This window comes from Mycobacterium persicum (genome assembly GCF_002086675.1).
GTDB classification, from domain to species: Bacteria; Actinomycetota; Actinomycetes; order Mycobacteriales; family Mycobacteriaceae; genus Mycobacterium; species Mycobacterium persicum.
Map to the genome: position 1 here is coordinate 1 of NZ_MVIF01000039.1, position 16,437 is coordinate 16,437.

19 protein-coding genes and 2 pseudogenes are annotated in these 16,437 nt (G+C 65.2%); 8 read left to right on the top strand and 13 right to left on the bottom strand.

The genetic code is table 11. The features are described 5' to 3' along the window. From BST40_RS33255 to BST40_RS13850, 3 genes and pseudogenes are all read left to right on the top strand, one after another. Nucleotides 1-74: pseudogene (locus BST40_RS33255) on the top strand (hypothetical protein); the annotation flags it as partial. 340 nt (nucleotides 75-414) lie between these two features. Then, nucleotides 415-1,224, top strand: coding sequence for a lysoplasmalogenase family protein (locus tag BST40_RS13845; RefSeq protein WP_083154517.1), 810 nt, complete (start codon nucleotides 415-417; stop codon nucleotides 1,222-1,224). Between the two features lie 71 nt (nucleotides 1,225-1,295). Then, a complete protein-coding gene (locus BST40_RS13850; protein ID WP_075545788.1) occupies nucleotides 1,296-1,898 on the top strand; it encodes a hypothetical protein in 603 nt (200 codons plus the stop codon). A gap of 3 nt (nucleotides 1,899-1,901) precedes the next feature. On the opposite strand, the gene BST40_RS13855 is transcribed toward BST40_RS13850, so the two are convergent. Both BST40_RS13855 and BST40_RS13860 read right to left on the bottom strand, forming a co-directional pair. Further along, nucleotides 1,902-3,146: a wax ester/triacylglycerol synthase domain-containing protein gene (locus BST40_RS13855; RefSeq protein WP_083154519.1), complete on the bottom strand. Its 1,245-nt coding sequence runs from the start codon at nucleotides 3,144-3,146 to the stop codon at nucleotides 1,902-1,904. A gap of 4 nt (nucleotides 3,147-3,150) precedes the next feature. Further along, on the bottom strand, nucleotides 3,151-4,056 hold the full coding sequence (locus BST40_RS13860) for an alpha/beta fold hydrolase (protein ID WP_075545713.1): 906 nt from the start codon (nucleotides 4,054-4,056) through the stop codon (nucleotides 3,151-3,153). 276 nt (nucleotides 4,057-4,332) lie between these two features. On the opposite strand from BST40_RS13860, the gene BST40_RS33260 reads away from it, so the two are divergent. Together BST40_RS33260 and BST40_RS13870 are read left to right on the top strand one after the other, a co-directional pair. Beyond that, nucleotides 4,333-4,494 (top strand): PPE domain-containing protein, encoded by a 162-nt coding sequence (locus BST40_RS33260; RefSeq protein WP_099224760.1) that lies wholly within the window; start codon nucleotides 4,333-4,335, stop codon nucleotides 4,492-4,494. A 1-nt stretch (nucleotide 4,495) separates the two neighbouring features. Further along, nucleotides 4,496-5,110 carry a TetR/AcrR family transcriptional regulator gene (locus BST40_RS13870; RefSeq protein WP_075545714.1) on the top strand — a complete coding sequence of 205 codons (615 nt, stop codon included), beginning with the start codon at nucleotides 4,496-4,498 and terminating at the stop codon, nucleotides 5,108-5,110. Between the two features lie 2 nt (nucleotides 5,111-5,112). On the opposite strand, the gene BST40_RS13875 is transcribed toward BST40_RS13870, so the two are convergent. Both BST40_RS13875 and BST40_RS13880 read right to left on the bottom strand, forming a co-directional pair. Beyond that, entirely contained in the window at nucleotides 5,113-5,586 is a 474-nt protein-coding gene (locus BST40_RS13875; protein WP_083154521.1) for a VOC family protein, read from the bottom strand. Nucleotides 5,587-5,743: 157 nt separating this feature from the next. Beyond that, nucleotides 5,744-6,964: a YhgE/Pip domain-containing protein gene (locus tag BST40_RS13880; RefSeq protein ID WP_083154522.1), complete on the bottom strand. Its 1,221-nt coding sequence runs from the start codon at nucleotides 6,962-6,964 to the stop codon at nucleotides 5,744-5,746. A 265-nt stretch (nucleotides 6,965-7,229) separates the two neighbouring features. Here BST40_RS13880 and BST40_RS13885 point away from each other — a divergent pair, with 265 nt between their 5' ends. Next, nucleotides 7,230-8,102, top strand: a complete 873-nt coding sequence (locus BST40_RS13885) for an alpha/beta fold hydrolase (protein WP_083154524.1) — start codon at nucleotides 7,230-7,232, stop codon at nucleotides 8,100-8,102. On the opposite strand, the gene gnd is transcribed toward BST40_RS13885, so the two are convergent. Continuing rightward, nucleotides 8,099-9,121 carry a phosphogluconate dehydrogenase (NAD(+)-dependent, decarboxylating) gene (gene gnd / locus BST40_RS13890; protein WP_075545717.1) on the bottom strand — a complete coding sequence of 341 codons (1,023 nt, stop codon included), beginning with the start codon at nucleotides 9,119-9,121 and terminating at the stop codon, nucleotides 8,099-8,101. The two genes, BST40_RS13885 and gnd, sit on opposite strands and share 4 nt — an antisense overlap. Nucleotides 9,122-9,136: 15 nt before the next feature. Further along, on the bottom strand, nucleotides 9,137-10,567 hold the full coding sequence (locus BST40_RS13895) for a glucose-6-phosphate dehydrogenase (RefSeq protein WP_083154525.1): 1,431 nt from the start codon (nucleotides 10,565-10,567) through the stop codon (nucleotides 9,137-9,139). A 118-nt stretch (nucleotides 10,568-10,685) separates the two neighbouring features. On the opposite strand from BST40_RS13895, the gene BST40_RS13900 reads away from it, so the two are divergent. Next, complete coding sequence (locus tag BST40_RS13900; RefSeq protein WP_240316485.1) at nucleotides 10,686-11,519, top strand: adenylate/guanylate cyclase domain-containing protein; 834 nt, start codon at nucleotides 10,686-10,688, stop codon at nucleotides 11,517-11,519. On the opposite strand, the gene BST40_RS13905 is transcribed toward BST40_RS13900, so the two are convergent. After that, nucleotides 11,471-11,680 (bottom strand): hypothetical protein, encoded by a 210-nt coding sequence (locus BST40_RS13905; protein ID WP_075545720.1) that lies wholly within the window; start codon nucleotides 11,678-11,680, stop codon nucleotides 11,471-11,473. The two genes, BST40_RS13900 and BST40_RS13905, sit on opposite strands and share 49 nt — an antisense overlap. Before the next feature lie 32 nt (nucleotides 11,681-11,712). Here BST40_RS13905 and BST40_RS13910 point away from each other — a divergent pair, with 32 nt between their 5' ends. Beyond that, on the top strand, nucleotides 11,713-12,408 hold the full coding sequence (locus tag BST40_RS13910) for a guanylate cyclase (protein WP_075545721.1): 696 nt from the start codon (nucleotides 11,713-11,715) through the stop codon (nucleotides 12,406-12,408). Here BST40_RS13910 and BST40_RS13915 read toward each other — a convergent pair. From BST40_RS13915 to BST40_RS31700, 6 genes and pseudogenes are all read right to left on the bottom strand, one after another. After that, entirely contained in the window at nucleotides 12,405-12,728 is a 324-nt protein-coding gene (locus tag BST40_RS13915) for a putative quinol monooxygenase (protein ID WP_075545722.1), read from the bottom strand. The two genes, BST40_RS13910 and BST40_RS13915, sit on opposite strands and share 4 nt — an antisense overlap. A gap of 69 nt (nucleotides 12,729-12,797) precedes the next feature. Further along, a complete protein-coding gene (locus BST40_RS13920; protein WP_371687256.1) occupies nucleotides 12,798-13,289 on the bottom strand; it encodes an OsmC family protein in 492 nt (163 codons plus the stop codon). Nucleotides 13,290-13,605: 316 nt separating this feature from the next. Continuing rightward, nucleotides 13,606-14,169 (bottom strand): glycoside hydrolase, encoded by a 564-nt coding sequence (locus BST40_RS13925; RefSeq protein WP_075545723.1) that lies wholly within the window; start codon nucleotides 14,167-14,169, stop codon nucleotides 13,606-13,608. A 426-nt stretch (nucleotides 14,170-14,595) separates the two neighbouring features. Beyond that, nucleotides 14,596-14,970 carry a hypothetical protein gene (locus BST40_RS33635; RefSeq protein ID WP_075545724.1) on the bottom strand — a complete coding sequence of 125 codons (375 nt, stop codon included), beginning with the start codon at nucleotides 14,968-14,970 and terminating at the stop codon, nucleotides 14,596-14,598. Nucleotides 14,971-15,479: 509 nt separating this feature from the next. Beyond that, on the bottom strand, nucleotides 15,480-15,815 hold the full coding sequence (locus BST40_RS32870; protein WP_338121151.1) for a type II toxin-antitoxin system Phd/YefM family antitoxin: 336 nt from the start codon (nucleotides 15,813-15,815) through the stop codon (nucleotides 15,480-15,482). Further along, nucleotides 15,715-16,408 (bottom strand): annotated as a pseudogene (locus BST40_RS31700) (HNH endonuclease); the annotation flags it as partial. The pseudogene BST40_RS31700 and the gene BST40_RS32870, both read right to left, overlap by 101 nt. Nucleotides 16,409-16,437 lie beyond the last annotated feature (29 nt).

Sequence of the window (16,437 nt, forward strand, 5' to 3'; positions counted from 1 at the left end):
ACCAGACGCTGGCCACCATCTCGCTGCAGATCTACTGCCGGCTCTTCGACAAGCTCGCCGGCATGACCGGCACTTTTTTTTTTTATGATTCGGGGACCACCTAGATCTACACAACCCCACACCAACACTCGCAGTCATAGCGCGCACCGATTCGAGCGGCGTCGACGCACGACACCCCCGAAGTTTGGGCCCGCGTCACCGACCTGAGAGCGTGAGCAGGCATGCCCGACGGCAGCTGCGGTCAAACCAGTCGGCTGCGCATAGCCACCGGACGCTGGTCATTTCCCCTCTCGATTTCCGATCGGGTCCGGTGCTATACAGTCGGGCCACTGTGAGGATTCTCGGCACTGCTCAGACTCGACGATGGCCGTGGGCCATCGCGCACTTCCGAACCCGCCTCAAGAATTGGCGCCCATGAGATTCCCCTACGCCACGATACTTTTCAGCCTGCTCGCCCTCAGCGTCACAACAGAGGTGCTCTGGATAGGTAATATCTCCCGGCCACCTACGACGATCTATCGCATGTGGCATGTGGCTCTGATGCTCTTTGTCATCGCCGTACGCCTGGCTTATCAGCAGCAGCTTTCCCAGCAGGTGGCACGGTATACGCGCATCCTGATCGCGGGGATGGCAATGTGCGCCGTGGGAGACGTGGTCAATAGCGCCATATCCGGCATCGAACCCATCAGCCAAAAGCTGTCCGTCGCGATCATTCTGTTCGGCGCCGGCTACATCTTGTACGTTTACGTCCTCTACCGTTTTTCCCAGCCCAGGCTCGCGCAACGTGGCGGAATCGGTTACCCCATGCGCTGGTTCGTCGTGATGATCATTGCGGTGGCCAACACTGTGGGCTGGATCTCGTACGTGCGGGAGCCAGTTGCCGGTCATCAGTTCCTCGAGGTTGGGAGCTTCCTTTTCAACCTCGTCATCTATACCCTGATGATCGGCTTCAGTATTTGGTATTTCTGGGCGAACCGACTCAGCCTGCGAGCGTTGCCCGTACTGATCGGCGGGCTGCTTCTCCCGCTATCAGACTTGTACCTGTTCAGCACGTGGCTGGCACCGGGGCAGGATCGAAATATTCCGATATTCGACCTGTATGCCGCGAACTGGATTTTGTATTTTGGCGGACAGGTGTTGTTCGCATTCTTGCCGGCCTGCGAAAACGATGCGAGGTTAAGCGAATCACCGCAGTCCGCAAACAGACCCGCGGAGCTGAGGTAACCCTGACAACGACGAAACCCGGTGACATGCACGACGAAACCGCAAGCCAAGTCAACCCCACAGCATCCGGAATGCACGTCAAGGTATTACAGGCCGTCCGCCTGAAGGGCCGGGTGAGTTTAGCCGACCTGGCTACCACGCTGGGTGAAGATCACCGCGTCATCGCCGAAATCGTCGATCAGCTCACCGCATCGAGTCTGTTGGTCGCCGGCGCCACGTTGCGGATCAGCCCCGAAGGCCGCACCCGGCTCAATGCATTGCTCGCCGAGGAACGCAAGGAGGTCGACCCGGCGGCAATGGCCGCCGCCTACAACGAGTTTCGTAGCGTCAATGCCGATTTCAAAGTGGTGGTCACGGATTGGCAACTCAAGGGCGGCCAACCCAATGTTCACGACGACGCCGGTTATGACGCTGCGGTATTGGCCCGTCTCGACGATGTGCACCGGCGCGTACTACCCATCATCGCGGCGGCAGCGGCACAGCTGCCGCGGCTGCGCGCCTACTCGGCGAAACTCACTGCCGCACTTGACAAGGTCAGGTCCGGCGATATCGGCTGGCTCAGCCGGCCGCTCATCGACTCCTATCACACTGTCTGGTTCGAACTGCATGAGGAGCTGATCCTGGCCGTGGGCCTGACTCGCGAAGAAGCGGCCAGATCTGGTGATGCCCAATAGTATTCATCGCAGCGCCGCGTCGAGCAATTCCACATAGGCATCGATGTCGGGTATCGCCGACGCGGCCGCATGGACACTGATCGCTATCGTGTCGCCGATGCCGTGCACCCCGTGAGTCAGCCCCATCGCCGGTGACAGTGCCGGATAGCCAGCCGTCAGCACCACCGGCGCGGCACCGAAATGAAGATCGGCGGCTCCGCGGTGCACACTGGACACCACGGTGTTGCCGGCCACTTGCGCCGGCCGGGCGTCAGCATCGAATTTGCTTACTCCCCAACGTAGTAGCGCTGCCGGAATGGTAGCGAAGGCCAGGTCGGCCGCCCGCCCGGCGGGATGTTGCATGCGGCGACGGGCATTGGCCAGGTCGGCGGCAATCCGCCCAATCCGCTCGGTGTGACCGAGCGCCGGATACAGGCCGATGGCGACGTTGCCGAAATGGTTATGCGCTTGCGGCACACCCGGTTTGGCCATCGGCACTTCTGCTGCCAGCGATTCGGCCGACCCGCCGAGCAGCCTGTACAGCGCCGTGGACACGGCGGCCAGCACCGCGACAGTCACCGTGGGACCGGGCAATTGCGAGCGCTGCCGCACCAGGGTGCGCACCGCTCGCACACCCTCTGGCCGGGCGTTGGTGGGCAGCAGCGGCCGCGAACCGGCACCCGGCGCCAACCGCGCGGCCCTGGTGTCGCGGACCAGGCGGCGGTGCATGCGGGCCGCTGCGGCGGCCCGCCAGGGCAGGACACCCCGCGGGGGCCCGGTGACCGGCGCCACCGGAGCCGCCCGCCCGAACAGCCAGGCCGCCATCGCCGAGGCGCGCGCGCCGTCGCCGAGCGCATGCGCGACTTGGACGACCGCGACGGTGCCCGCGCCGCCGACCCCCGGAATCCCGGTCACCGGGGTGAATACGTGGACCCGCCACGGCATCCGGCGAATATCGAGCTGCTCGTCGGCCAGCGCGGCGACCGCCGCCAGACAGCCGTGCCAGCTGCCGTCGGTCGGCCCGTGGCGGACCACCTGCTCGCGCTCGACACCCGCGGCAACCCACCGCGGATAACTCAGGGCAGACCGGTCGTGGACCCGCATCCGCAGCTCCGGACAGGCGCGGGCCCGGTCCAGGAGCTGCGCGATGGCCCGCTCGGCAGCCACGGCGTCTCTGTCGAAGGCGTACAACAGGAACTGGTCATTGGGAATCTTGGCCGACATCCAGTAGAACTGCGCGTCGACGGCCGCCATCCGGTGTGCCGCCACAGCCTCAGCCGGGTGTGCCGACGAACGTCAGGATCAGCTCGGCCACCTTCTCCGGCTGTTCCAGCTGCAGGAAATGCCCGGCGTGGTCGACGATCGCCACGTCGCTGCCGGCGGGCAGCACCTTCTCCGTCCAATGCGTGAAAGCCGGTGTGGCACAACCGTCGTCGCGACCATGCAGATACAGGCTCGGCAACCGTGGCGGCTCGGTCCACCATCGGTTCAACTCGGCGTAGCCGGCCGGCGGCCGGGTGTTGCGGATGGTGGCCCGGTAAGGGCCCAGCGCCGCGTGCCAGCTCTCCGGTGTGCCGATCGCGGCGTCGACGTGGCGCAGGTCCTCCTCGGCGTAATAACCCGGCGACCACCGGCGCCACAACAGCGGCGGTAGCCACGCGGCGGACCGCTCGGGCAGCCAGGGCAACTGGAAGTAGACGATGTACCAGCTGCGCAACAGCTGATGCGGTAGCTCGCGGGCCAGCCGCCCGCGGTCGGGCACCCGGCCCAGCGGGCGGAATGCCGCCGCGGGCGGCACCGACATGATGACGGCCCGGGCGAACGGGCTGTCGGGCATCGCGGCCAGACCGGTGGCGGTGATCGCGCCCCAGTCGTGCCCGATCACCACGTCGTCGTCGGTCCCGCCGGCGGCCGCGCGCACCCGCAGGGCGTCGTGCATCAGCGCGCCGACGTGATAACAGCCGTCGGCCGGGATCGACGACGGCGCATAGCCCCGCATGAAGGGTGCGACGACCCGCCATCCCGATTTCGCCAGCCGAGGAGCGACCTTGCGCCAGCCGTACGGGGTGTCGGGAAAGCCATGCAGGCACAGGGCGATCGGGGCGTCGGCCGGACCCCAGGTCAGGGCCTTGAGATCGGCGTCGGCTCCCGGGACGTCGATCCAGTGGGGTTCAGACATGACTGGCTTCCTGGTCGGCGTTGGCGTGGTCGGTCGCGGCGTTGCCAATCATGCCGGGCGTCGCGCCCGGCAGGGCAGCTTGGTTCCTCATGTTGACTCCTGTCGCCACCTGCGGCCCGCGCATGATCCAACGTAACCGGGATGCATGGGGGACAAAAAGACCTTCGATCGGGGGACACCGCATTCATCCCCGGAGTGGCCGCTCGGCCGACAGACGTCGCGCCGCCGTCGCGGCACCCTGAATTTCAGAGCCGTCAACGGGAGGACCAAGCAACGATGCTGTTGGCCTCGCTATCCCCAGAAGTCAAATCGGGCCGGATGTATACCGGTCCCGGGGCGGAGTCGATGTTGGTCGCGGCGGGATCCTGGGACATGACCGGTGGCCCGTCCCGGCTGGAGTCCCGCTCGCTGCGGATGCTGCCGGAGATGGTCGGCTGACATGCGGGCGGGTTCAGTGACCAACGCGGACACCGTCCGCCGATGGGCCAAAACGGGCGCCACGCAACGGCGGATCCTGGATGCGGCAACCGAGGTTTTCGCGGCCAGGGGCTTCACCGCGGCGACGATGGCCGACGTGGTGGCCAGGTCAGGCGCCAGCATCGGCAGCATCTACCACCACTTCGGCGGCAAGAGCGAACTGTTTCTGTCGATCTTCGAGCAGGTGGCCGACGACGTGGAACGCCGTATCGAGGCGGCGATGCAGCACGCCTCCCGGTCCGGCCCGGACGGCGCCGACCCGCGACACGCACTGCAACTTCACGTACGGGCTTACCTGGAGGCGATGTGGGACAACCGATGCCGGGCCAGGGTGCTGTCGTCCGGTGACACGCCCGCCGGGTTCGAGACCGTCCGCCGCGACCGGATGTCGGCCGCCTTCCGCCGCTGGCTGGTCGTGCTGCCGCCGGACACGTCGCCGCGTGGCCAACTGCTGAGCCGCCTTCTGATGGCGACGATGGCCGAGTCGTCGTTGATGATCGCCGACTGCGAGAAGCCCGGCGACGTCGCGCCGATCATCGATACGGCGATCGAATGGATCGCCCGGCTCACCGAGTGAGCTCACACTTGCGCTGCGGCCCTCTCCAATTCGGCGATGACGATCTTGCGCATGCCGAGCATCGCGGTGGTCGCCGCGGTCGTCACGGCAGGATCGGGGTCGGTGAGCAACTCGTGCAGCCGGGCCGGGACGATCTGCCAGCTCAGCCCGAAGCGGTCTTTGCACCAGCCGCACTGCGATTCCTCGCCGCCCCGGGTCAGCCGGTCCCAGTAGTAGTCGACCTCGTCCTGGTCCTTGCAGTCGACCATGAAGGACACCGCCTCGGTGAAGCGGAATTCCGGGCCGCCGTTGATGCCGACGAACCGCACCCCGTCCAGGACGAAGGTGCCCGATACCACCGCGCCCGGTTCACCCGGGCCGGCCTCGGTGTAGCGGTTGAAATTCTCGACGTGCGAGTTCGGGAACACCGAGGTGTAGAACTGGGCCGCCTCTTCCAGATTGTGGTCGAACCAGAGTGCGGGCGTGATCGATGGCATGGCAGTCTCCGTGTCGTCGGGGCGTCGTCGCTGTGATAGACCCCGGCGACGTCGAAAACTCACCGCACATTGTTCAGAACCACACGCCCAGCGTGACTACGCGCCGCTCGCTGCTGGTGCTGTGGGCTCCCCCATGGCCCGAATGGCGGCCTTGGCGTCAGCGGGTGGCAGAAGCTTCGATGCGGAGCAGCCCGTCGCGGTCGCGGATGTAGGTGACCAAGGCACCGGCCGACAAAGCGATGCTCAGGCCGAGCGCGCACACCGTGACCGCTCGGATCAGCTCGGCGCCGCCGGCGCCGTCCGAATAGAGCAAGGACCGACAGCCCAGAAATGCCTGGCGCACCGGTTCGAATTCGGCGAGCCAGGCCACGAACCGCGGCGAGGCCTCCAACGGGATGGTGGCACCAGCCGACGGAATCCCCAGGAAGATGAACACGAACACGCTGAGCAACGCGCCCCAGGTGCCCAGGGTCGCGATCAGCGAGGTGGACATGGCGCCAACCGTGGCGACAATGAAGGCACCGAACAACCACACCGCCAGCAGCTGCGGCGCCGGCATACCCAGCGCGACCGCGATCCAGAGGCAGACCGCCGATGTCGGCACGGCCAGCAGCGACAGTAGCGTCCACTCCACGAGCAACGCCTGCAGCCGGGAGACCCTGATTCGGTCGGCCAACCGCCGCCATCGCCCATACTTTGCCGGCGCCGAACGCAGCAACGCCGCGGCGGTCGGGCGCACCACGATCGCGGCCGTAACGCCGCCGATCACCAGCAGCAACGAGTAGTACAGTCCGCTCCCGCCGTCGGCAGGCTCGGCCCCGGTGGTGTCGATGTCGATCGGGCTGGCCAGCACCATCAGGGCCCCTCCCGGCACCGGTGCGCCGTCGCTGTGCCGTCGTAGTTGCGCGGTGAGCATGGTGCCGGCCCTGGCGTTGACGACCGCCAATGCCTTGCGCATCGCCTTCTCGGCGATGACGGCGGCGACGGCGCCGGCCCGCGGACCGGTCGAGATGGTGATGACCGGCTTGAGCGGTTGTCCCGGCTGCAACGTCGCCTCCGGCAACGCGAACAGTCGCTGGGACAGGTCCCAGGGCAGCAAGACCTGCGCGTAGACCTTCCCGGTCTCGAGTTGGTCGCGCGCTTGATCGGCCGGGAGCACCCGGACGTCGAACCGGTTCTTGTCCATATTGGCCGCCAGCCCGTCGGCGATGAGTCGGCCCGTCACCCCGGTGTCCTGGTTGACGATCGCGATCGGAAAGTGTCGCAGGTTGGCGCCGGGGTTAAGGGTGCCGCCGACATAGAACAGACCCAACCCGTACATCAGCGCGACGGCGACGATGATCGGTCCCAGCCACACCCGCGGCGTGAACGACGACACGCGGGCGGCCGGTCGGGATGCCTGGCGCCGAGGTGAAAGCGTAAGAATAAGAACTCCTTTGGTCCGCGCCAGGTCGCCCTGGCCGGCAAGGCCGCTCAATATTTGTCAACCTAGGATGACATATGCGCCATTGCGGACGGGTGGGTGTCAGCCGTGAAGTTGCTGTGAGGCCGGGTGCCGGCGGTCGCCGCGGCGAACCTGACCCATGGCCCACGTCGCCACCCTGGATGAAGGTGCTTAAACGAACTAGGTAACGTCGGAATGCGTGAGCACCGTGAGCAGCCCCCGCACCGTCGAGTTTCCCGGCGCCGGGGGAATCACGCTGGTCGCCGACGAATGGAACCGCGGCGCCGAGGCGGCTGACCGGCCGAGCATCTTGATGTTGCACGGCGGCGGCCAAAACCGGTTCTCCTGGAAGAAAACCGGTCAGATCCTTGCCGACGAGGGGTTTCACGTCGTCGCGCTGGACACCCGTGGACATGGGGACAGCGATCGAGCGCCGGCCGCGGATTACGCCGTCGAGACCCTCACCGAGGACGTGTTGCAGGTCATGGATGCGATCGGTCGTCATGTGGTGGTGATCGGGGCCAGCATGGGCGGGCTGACCGGCATCCTGGTCGCCGACGCCGCAGGCCCCGACCGGGTGACGGGATTGGTGCTGGTCGACGTGGTACCCCGGTACGAGAAAGACGGCAGCGCCCGCATCCGGGATTTCATGCGCACCAACCTTGACGGTTTCGCTTCGCTCGAGGAAGCCGCCGATGCGGTCGCGGCCTATCTGCCGCACCGCACCAAGCCGCGCAGTCCCGAGGGGTTGAAGAAGAATCTGCGGCAGCGCGGCGGAAGGTGGTACTGGCACTGGGATCCGGCGATGATGACCGCCCCCCTGGATGACCCGGACCTGCGCACCGAGAACTTCGAGCGGGCCGCGGTGAACCTGAAGATCCCCATTCTGTTGATCCGCGGCAAACTCTCCGACGTGGTGAGCCCGGAAGCGGTCCAGGACTTTCTGACCAAAGTGCCGCGCGCGGAGTTCGTCGAGCTGTCCAACGCCGGACACACCGCCGCGGGCGACGACAACGACGCCTTCAGCGATGTGGTGGTGGACTTCGTCAGACGGACGGTTGCCGCCGGTTAGTTGGCCGGTTTCTCGGCGTGGCCGCCGAACTGCTTCCGCATGGCCGACAGCGCCTTGTTGGCGAAGTCGTCGAGATCGCGCGAGGCGAACCGGGACTGCAGCGCGGTGGTGAGCACCGGCGCGGGCACGCCCTCGTCGATCGCCGCGATTGAGGTCCACCGGCCCTCGCCGGAATCGGAGACCCGCCCCGAAAACTCCTGCAGCTCAGGCGATTCGTGCAGTGCGATCGCGGTCAGATCCAGCAGCCACGAGCCGATCACACTGCCGCGGCGCCACAGTTCGGCGATCTCGGGGATGTCGATGTCGTACTGGTAGTACTCCGGGTTGGACAGCGGCGCGGTCTCGGCGTCACCTTGCTGCACCCGGGTGCCGATGTCGGCATTGCGCAGAATGTTCAGCCCCTCGGCCAGGGAGGCCATCATGCCGTACTCGATGCCGTTGTGCACCATCTTGACGAAGTGTCCGGCCCCCGACGGCCCGCAATGGAAGTAGCCCTTCTCGGACTGCGCGACCTCGCCGTCGCGGCCGGGCGTGCGCGGCGCCGCCTCCACCCCCGGCGCGACGGTGGCAAAGATCGGCTCGGCGTGGGCAAATGCGCCGGCATCCCCGCCGATCATCAGGCAATAGCCACGCTCCAGGCCCCACACGCCGCCGCTGGTGCCGGTGTCCAGCAAGTGAATTTCCTTGCTGGACAGCAGCTTTGCATGGGTGATGTCGTCGCGGTAGTAGGTGTTGCCGCCGTCGATCACGATGTCTCCGGGCTCCAGGGTCTCGGCCAGCTCCTCGATGACCCCGGTGGTGATGGTGCCCGCGGGCACCATCACCCACACGACTCGCGGCGCGGAGAGCTTGTCACGCAGCTCCCGCAGGGACGACACCCCAGTGGTGTTGTCCTCCCCCGCCATCGCCTTGACGGCGTCGGAGTTGTGGTCGTACACCACGCATTCGTGTCCACCTTTGACCACTCGGCGGACGATGTTGGCGCCCATCCGGCCCAGACCGATCATCCCTAGCTGCATATGATTTCGTCTCCCTTACTGTCCTGTTTTTGCGCCGCGAGGCAGCCACGGCTGTTGCCAACCGCGGTGACCACGCAGCAGCGTCTGCGCGGCCTCGGGTCCCCAGGAACCGCGGTCGTATTGGTGGACATCGCCCGGGTTGTCGAGCACCGGCTGCACGATCCGCCAGGTCTCCTCGATGCTGTCTTCGCGGGCGAAAAGCTGGCGATCACCCTGCAATCCGGCGTGCAGCAGTCGCTCATAGGGACGGATCGGCTCACCAAGGTCTTCGGCGAACGAGGAGTCCAGGTGGATGTCTTGCCACGCATTGTGGGTGTGGGCCGAAATCTGTAGCCGCATCCCGGGGTCGGGATCGATGCGCAGCACGATCTGGTTGGGTTCGGGCGGCCGGCGGTTGGGCAGAAACGCCAACCCGGGAACGTGGTGCAGAAACATCCGGACCTCGGTCACCTTCTCCGGCAATGCTTTTCCGGCCCTCAGGAATATCGGTACGCCCGCCCAGCGCCAGTTGTCGATCTCGGTCCGCAGCGCGACGTAGGTCTCGGTCTGCGAATTCTGCGCCACCCCGGCAACATCGCCGTAGCCCCGATACTGGCCACGCACGTAACGCGCCGGCTCCAGCGCCGGCATCGCGCGAAACACCTCGGCCTTCTTGTCGTTGAGATCGTCGGCGCTGGCGCCGACCGGCGGCTCCATCGTCACCAGCGCCAGCACCTGCAGCAGATGGTTCTGCACGACGTCACGCAGGGCCCCCACCGCGTCGTAGAAGGAGCCGCGGTCCTCGACGCCGAAATTCTCCGCCATGGTGACGTGGATCTCGGAAATGCTCTTGGAATCCCACAACTCGGCCAGGCCGCGATTGGCGAATCGCAGGTACTGCAGCTCGACGACGGGCTGTTTGCCCAGGAAGTGGTCGACGCGCAGGATCTGCTCTTCGTCGAGCACCGCGCGCAGCCTGGAGTTGAGTTCGCGCGCCGAGGCCAGGTCGTGGCCGAAGGGCTTTTCCACCGCGACGCGTGCGCCCCGAACCAGGTCGGCCGCTGCCAGATTCTCGACGATCGGGGCGAACAACGCAGGCGGCATTTCCAGGTAGTACAGGGGGCGATGTCCGGAACCTATTTGCTTGGCCAGCGAGGTGTACAAGGCGCTGTCGGTCACGTCGCCCGATAGATAGGACAACCGGCTGGCCAACCGGCCGAACACCTTGTCGTCGAACTTCTCCCCCGACTGACCAATGGCCTCCCGGGCCCGCTCGACCAGCTTGTCCACCGGGATATCGTCACTGGCCACACCCACGATCGGACAGTCCAGCAACCCCCGACGTTCCAACCGGTACAGCGCGCGGAAAGTCATCTTACGGGCCAGATCACCGGTAATTCCGAAGATCACCAACACGTCTGAAGCGCTAGATGCGCTACCGGCCAATGCCCACCTCCAGGACGTCATCTGCGAAAGTCACCCAACGGCTTGACAGCTACTTCCCCGTGGTGGCCGACCTCAACCCTAGACATTGCCCCCTGGCCCGACAAGATCGACTCAACCGGGCCCGGGAAGAATGGACCGGGTGTTGGGCTCCGGTGCTGCGCTGCACATCGCGGTCTATGTGCTGGCCGGGATCGCGGTGGCGGAAGCCGTCGGGCTGGTCGTGCTGTGGCGGTTGCTGAGCCGCAGTCGTCAGGAGGTCGAGGAGCTGCGACGCCGCGCCGATGCCCGCAACTGGTTGTTGTCCGGTGGCCGCGAGGCCGTCAAGACGGTATGGCAGACCGCAAACCTGGTGCGCAAGGAGGGCTTCGGCGCTGCCGTACGCAGCTCGATCGAGGACCTGGCGGACTGGGCCGAAGTCGAGCGACCGGACCTGGCGCGAGTCACGCCGGACGGTCGCGTGGTGATCCTGTTCTCCGACATCGAGGAATCCACCGCGCTCAACGAGCGAATCGGTGATCGAGCCTGGGTCAAACTCATTGCCGCACATGACAAGATGATTCACGAGCTCGTCGAACGCCGGTCCGGCCACGTGGTGAAGAGTCAAGGCGACGGATTCATGGTCGCCTTCGCCCGGGCCGAACAGGCTCTACGGTGCGCCATCGACATCCAGGATGCGCTGCACAGGGAAGCAAAGCGTAAGCGCCGCAACGTAATCAAGGTCAGAATCGGCATCCACATGGGCCGCTCGGTACGCCGCGGCGACGACCTGTTCGGTCGCAACGTCGCCATGGCGGCCCGGGTTGCCGGGCAGGCCACCGGCGGCGAGATCCTGGTGAGCCAACCGGTTCGCGACGCCGTCGGCGATTGCGACGACATCGGTTTCGATGAGGGCCGCGACGTCGAATTGAAGGGCTTCTCCGGCAGCTACCGGTTGTTCGCGGTGGCGTCCCCGCCCGTGTCCGACGGGGACTGAAGGCCGTCTGCGCCGGATTCGGCCAGCCTCTGGTGCAGCCGGGACCGGACCTCGTCGGCGGTGTAGGCGCGACGCTTGCGTTCGTCGCGCACCACCAGCGCCCCTCCGGCGACGACGCCGGCGACACCGGCCAGGCCTAGCCACTTCCAGATGCTGCGCATGACGACAGCCTATGTCTGCCTATGGTGCTGGGGTGGAATCCAGCACGCTCACGTTGGACCAGGCGCTGAACGAAACCCGGACCGGCGATCTGTGGTTGTTTCGGGGACGGTCCGGGCCGGACCGCGCCATCCAGACGTTGACCAACAGCCCGGTGAACCACGTCGGTATGACGGTGGCCATCGACGACTTGCCGCCGCTGATCTGGCATGCCGAACTGGGCGACAAGCTCGTCGACGTGTGGACCGGCACCCACCATCGGGGGGTGCAGCTCAACGACGCCCGCGGGGTCGTGGAGCAATGGACGGGGCGCTACCAGCAGCGGTGCTGGCTGCGTCAGCTGACCCCGTATGCCAACCGGGAACAGGAAAACCAACTACTGCGGGTGATCGCGCGGATGGACGGCACCGCGTTTCCGACCACCGCTCGGCTGACCGGCCGCTGGCTGCGTGGCCGGCTTCCCACCCTCAACGACTGGATCCGGGGAATACCCGTAGTGGACAACAAGGTCCGCGAACAGACCCGACGACGCAAGGCAACCCGGCGGGCACTGGGGCTGGAGACGGCGTACTGCGCCGAGACCGTGGCCATCACCTATGAGGAGATGGGGTTGCTCGCCACCGACAAGGACGCGAACTGGTTCGACCCGGGCAAGTTCTGGAGCGGCGACACGCTACCGCTGGCGCCGGGTTACCGGCTGGGCAACGAGATCGCCGTGATCGTCGGCTAGCCGACCGACATCTCCCCCATGACCGACCATCCGGTGGCGTCGATGGTCTGGCTGATGATCTTGGGCGTGGACGCCAACGCCTGCGGCAGCTGCTGCATGGCCTGCTTGAAGTGATCACTGTTGACGTGGGCCGCGCCGGCGTCACCGTCACGGAAGGCTTCGACCAGAACGTATTCGGCCGGATTGTCCAGGCTGCGCGACCACTCGAACCACAGGTTGCCCGCTTCGGCGCGGGTGGCCGCGGTGAACGGCGCCACCAGCTCCGGCCAGCGCTCGGTCCACTCGGGCTTGGTTTCGAACTTGACGACGATGAAGATCATTGCCGCTCCCCACTTCTGCAACCGGCCTGATGCCTGGCAAGCAGGGCCAGAATACCCAGCAGACCCTGCTCAGCTGAGCTGCACTCGAGTGGTTACCGGCGTCGCATTTCGAGTCAGATCCAGCACCGGGCAGTGCTGGTCGACTGCCTGCTGCAGCTCGCGATAGCGTTCCGGCGTTTCGGGCCCGGTCACGCTGATCACCACGCGGACCTCCCGGAAGCCGGAGCGGACGTTGTCGTCGAATCCGAAGAAGCCCTGCACGTCGAGATCACCTTCGGCATGCGCGGTGATGTCGTCGACCGCGATCCCAAGCTTTTCCGCCCAGAAGCGCCAGGTGACGATTTGGCAGGAGAGCAGCGAGGCCAGGTAGTACTCAACGGGATTGGGGGCCTTGCTCTCGCCCCCGAGGGGTGGCGGCTCGTCGACTTCGACCCGATATTGGCCGAGGCGTACCGTGCTGGCCACCGCGTCGTGCGCGGTGGCCGAAGCCTGGATTACCACCCGCCCGTTTGCCCGGTCGGCGGTTACCGCCTCCTGGGTGGCGGCGATGATCCGGCCCAAGGCGGTGCCGGGCTCGGCGGCCTGGGATGTCACCGGCAAAGCTCCTTCCGTCGCGGCAATGGTATGAAGCATCGACCGTCGAATCGAGCCTAAACCTCAGCGTGAACGGATCCCCCGCCTCCACCAAAATCGAATTCGGCAGCCCGGCGGCCGTGACAAATTCGTGCCTCACAGAATGGCGCAACCACGCCCCCAAACCGCATTGTGATTGGGCGCACAATTGCGATAGGGCGTGGCTGCGTTTATTTGCGCGGCATGACATATGTGACCCAGGTCGCAGAATTGCTGTTGCCCGCGTCACACAGCAACCGATTAGTTATGTATTCACCATTTCCGGATCGCCTATCGGACCCGGATCGTCGGGCGCCGGGGCCGGCGCGTCGCCCGGGTCCACGGCATCGACCAAAACAGCGGGCGCATCCGGCGGAGGCGCGTCCGCCGCGACCGCGTCGGCATCCAGCGGCAGGTACATGTGATGGGTGAATTGAGCCTGGTAGGCACCACCACCACCGATACGTACCCCGCCACCTTCACCGCTGGCGACCGGGGTGCCGTCAGGCAAGGTGACGGCCGTGTGACCGCCATTCCACCCGATCACCAAGGCGTTGGGAGCAGTGCCCTGTTGAAAGCCCCGGGCCGCCAAAGCGGCTTCCTCATTGCCGGTGTTGAAGCGATCGCCGAAAACAGGCCGGTCCGTAGCCGCATTCGACACCCACGAAGCCAACCCCGAACAGTCGGTGCCGGCCGGCGAATCGCCACCCGGAATATAGGGGGTTCCCGAAACCTGGTTGATAAGCGTCAACAGCGTTGCCAAAGCAATCATGGCCAGGGACACTACCGACAATATGCATAGGAAACCAAATAATGTGGTGGTTATCACGATTAACCAGATAATCGTCTGACCTGCATATACAGCAGGTTTGTCACGCATTTATCTAGGAATTGAAACAGAAAGGCTCAATGCGTACTCAGCAAACCGCTACTTAATCACAAGGTTATCGCCAGAAAGAGGTGTGACCAGTAGAAATGGGGCAATGCGGCGAATGCGTGCGATTGTCGCCGCAACTGCGTGCTCACTCATTGGACCGCGCCCTGGTCGGTCCACCGACTGGTTAACCGGTCGGGCGCGGCCGGACTGTCACCGTTGTTCTCATCGACCACATCCATCACATTGCCGTGTCGACTGATTCCGGCGCCGCGCGGCCGACGGCGGCGAATCTGCTGGCCGAAGCCAGCTCGGCGAGCAGGAAACCCGCCGTCCTGACCGAGTTTGGCGGCCGGGCTTTACTCGACCGCGTCACGTCGGTTATTCGTCCGAGTCGATTTGAGCGCATCGTTCTCGTTCGGACTCGTCCATTTGACGCCTGATCTCGGCCTGTTCCCGAGCGGCATGGGCTCGCAGCCGCTTCTCTCGGTCGGCGGCACGCTGCAAGCGCTCACGTTCCCGGTCGGCGGCGGTTCCCTCGCGTTGGTCTGCGCATCTTTCTCGCTCGTCGGCGGACAACTCGCGATCGTTGGCGAGCCGGTCCCGCTCCGCCGCTATCCGATCCCGCTCGGAAGCGAGCCATTCGCGTCTTGCCAGTCCAGCCTCGCGTCGTTGCAGCGCCTTCTCGCGTTCGTCGAGTTCGGCTGCTCGGCGTTCAAGCTCGTCGAACGCATCGGCGCGGTGATCAGCGACCACCGTTCGGCCCGTCGCTTAGGACGCGGCGCAGGTCAGCCTGCTCGCGCTGCGCGGCCGCCGCTTGGCGTTGAACCTGTTGCGCCGTGCGCATTGATTCAGCCATTCGAGGCCCTCACTTGTCGCACCCTCAACACATAGTCCACCCGCACGGGCCCGGTCTAGGGTCGGTCGACCTTGACGTTGGCGCCGTGACGAGCCGGCGGATGCTTCGATATCGCTTCGTCAGCGACCACGTCGCCCCTACCGGTAAACGTCTCGCCGATGCGCGATATGCGCCATATGTATGACTCGGACGACGACACGCTCGTCGAAAATCCGATAGATCACCCGAAACTCTCCCCGGCGGGCCGAGTACCGGACTTCCAACCGATCACGAAGTGGCTTTCCGACTCGGTGAGGGTTCTCGGCGAGCGGACCTCGGATGAACTCCCAGCAAGCGATAGCTACCGGCTCCGGTAGGAGATCGGTCAACGCATTCTTCGCCGCTCTGGTTAATTCGACCTGATAGGTCATCGCGGAAGCCGACCGGCGGCGCGCATCTCCTCGGTAACCTCGTCGAGTGAGTAAATCTCGCCGCTCTCAGCCTCGGCCTCGGCTGCCCGGACCTCACGCATCAACTCCTGATCGCTGAGGATCGCCAAGGTTTCCATGATCGAGTCATAGTCGTCGGCGCTGAGAATCACGGCCGCTCGGCGGCCTTGCTTGCACGCCCCTCTGCACGTATCTCGCGTATGCGTGACGCCATCAGGCGGACGCAAGCTTGTTCGCCTTCCTCCGGTTGCAACGCCAGCAAAGGGTCTGCAGATTTTCCGGTGTGGACAAGCCGCCCTTGGAGACTGGGACAATGTGGTCCACCTCGAGAAGGAGATGGGGCTCCGCTGCGAGCGACACCGTGCAGGACCGGCGGGTGTGATTGTCAGGCGCCTTTATGGAGTTGCGCAGCTTTGAAGTCATCAGCGCGCGTTGACCGGCAGCACTCTTTCTCCAGCGGATCTTCTGAGAAAGGGTCTCGATGAGCGCGTCGATCGTTGGGGTGTCTAACGTGACGGTTGTTCGCTGCGAGCTGTTCCCACCGGCACTGACGTACTCAAAGACGTACACGGGATACGGAACGCTAATCGGCGAAAGTTCGACTCCCACATGCCTCATGTACTCGTCTGCGTAGTGCTTCAGGATGAATGCAGGCGGATTGACTGACTGGGCGATACTCGCCTCACGCTGTTTGAGGTTGTTGACTGCCTCTTCGAGTTGGGTGATGTTCTCGCCCAGATTCTCCACGTCGGAAGGTGCGCTTGTCAGCCTTGATGCTGAAGTACTTCATCACGTACTTAAGGGGGTCGGCGCTTGCGTTACGGACGACCTGTAACGAGCAGTTGTGCACGGTCGGCGCCTGGTAATTCGCGATTTTCCGATCCCGGCGGTAGTTGTAGCGGCTGGTAGCGAAGCAGCTACGTGCCGGGCGCCGGA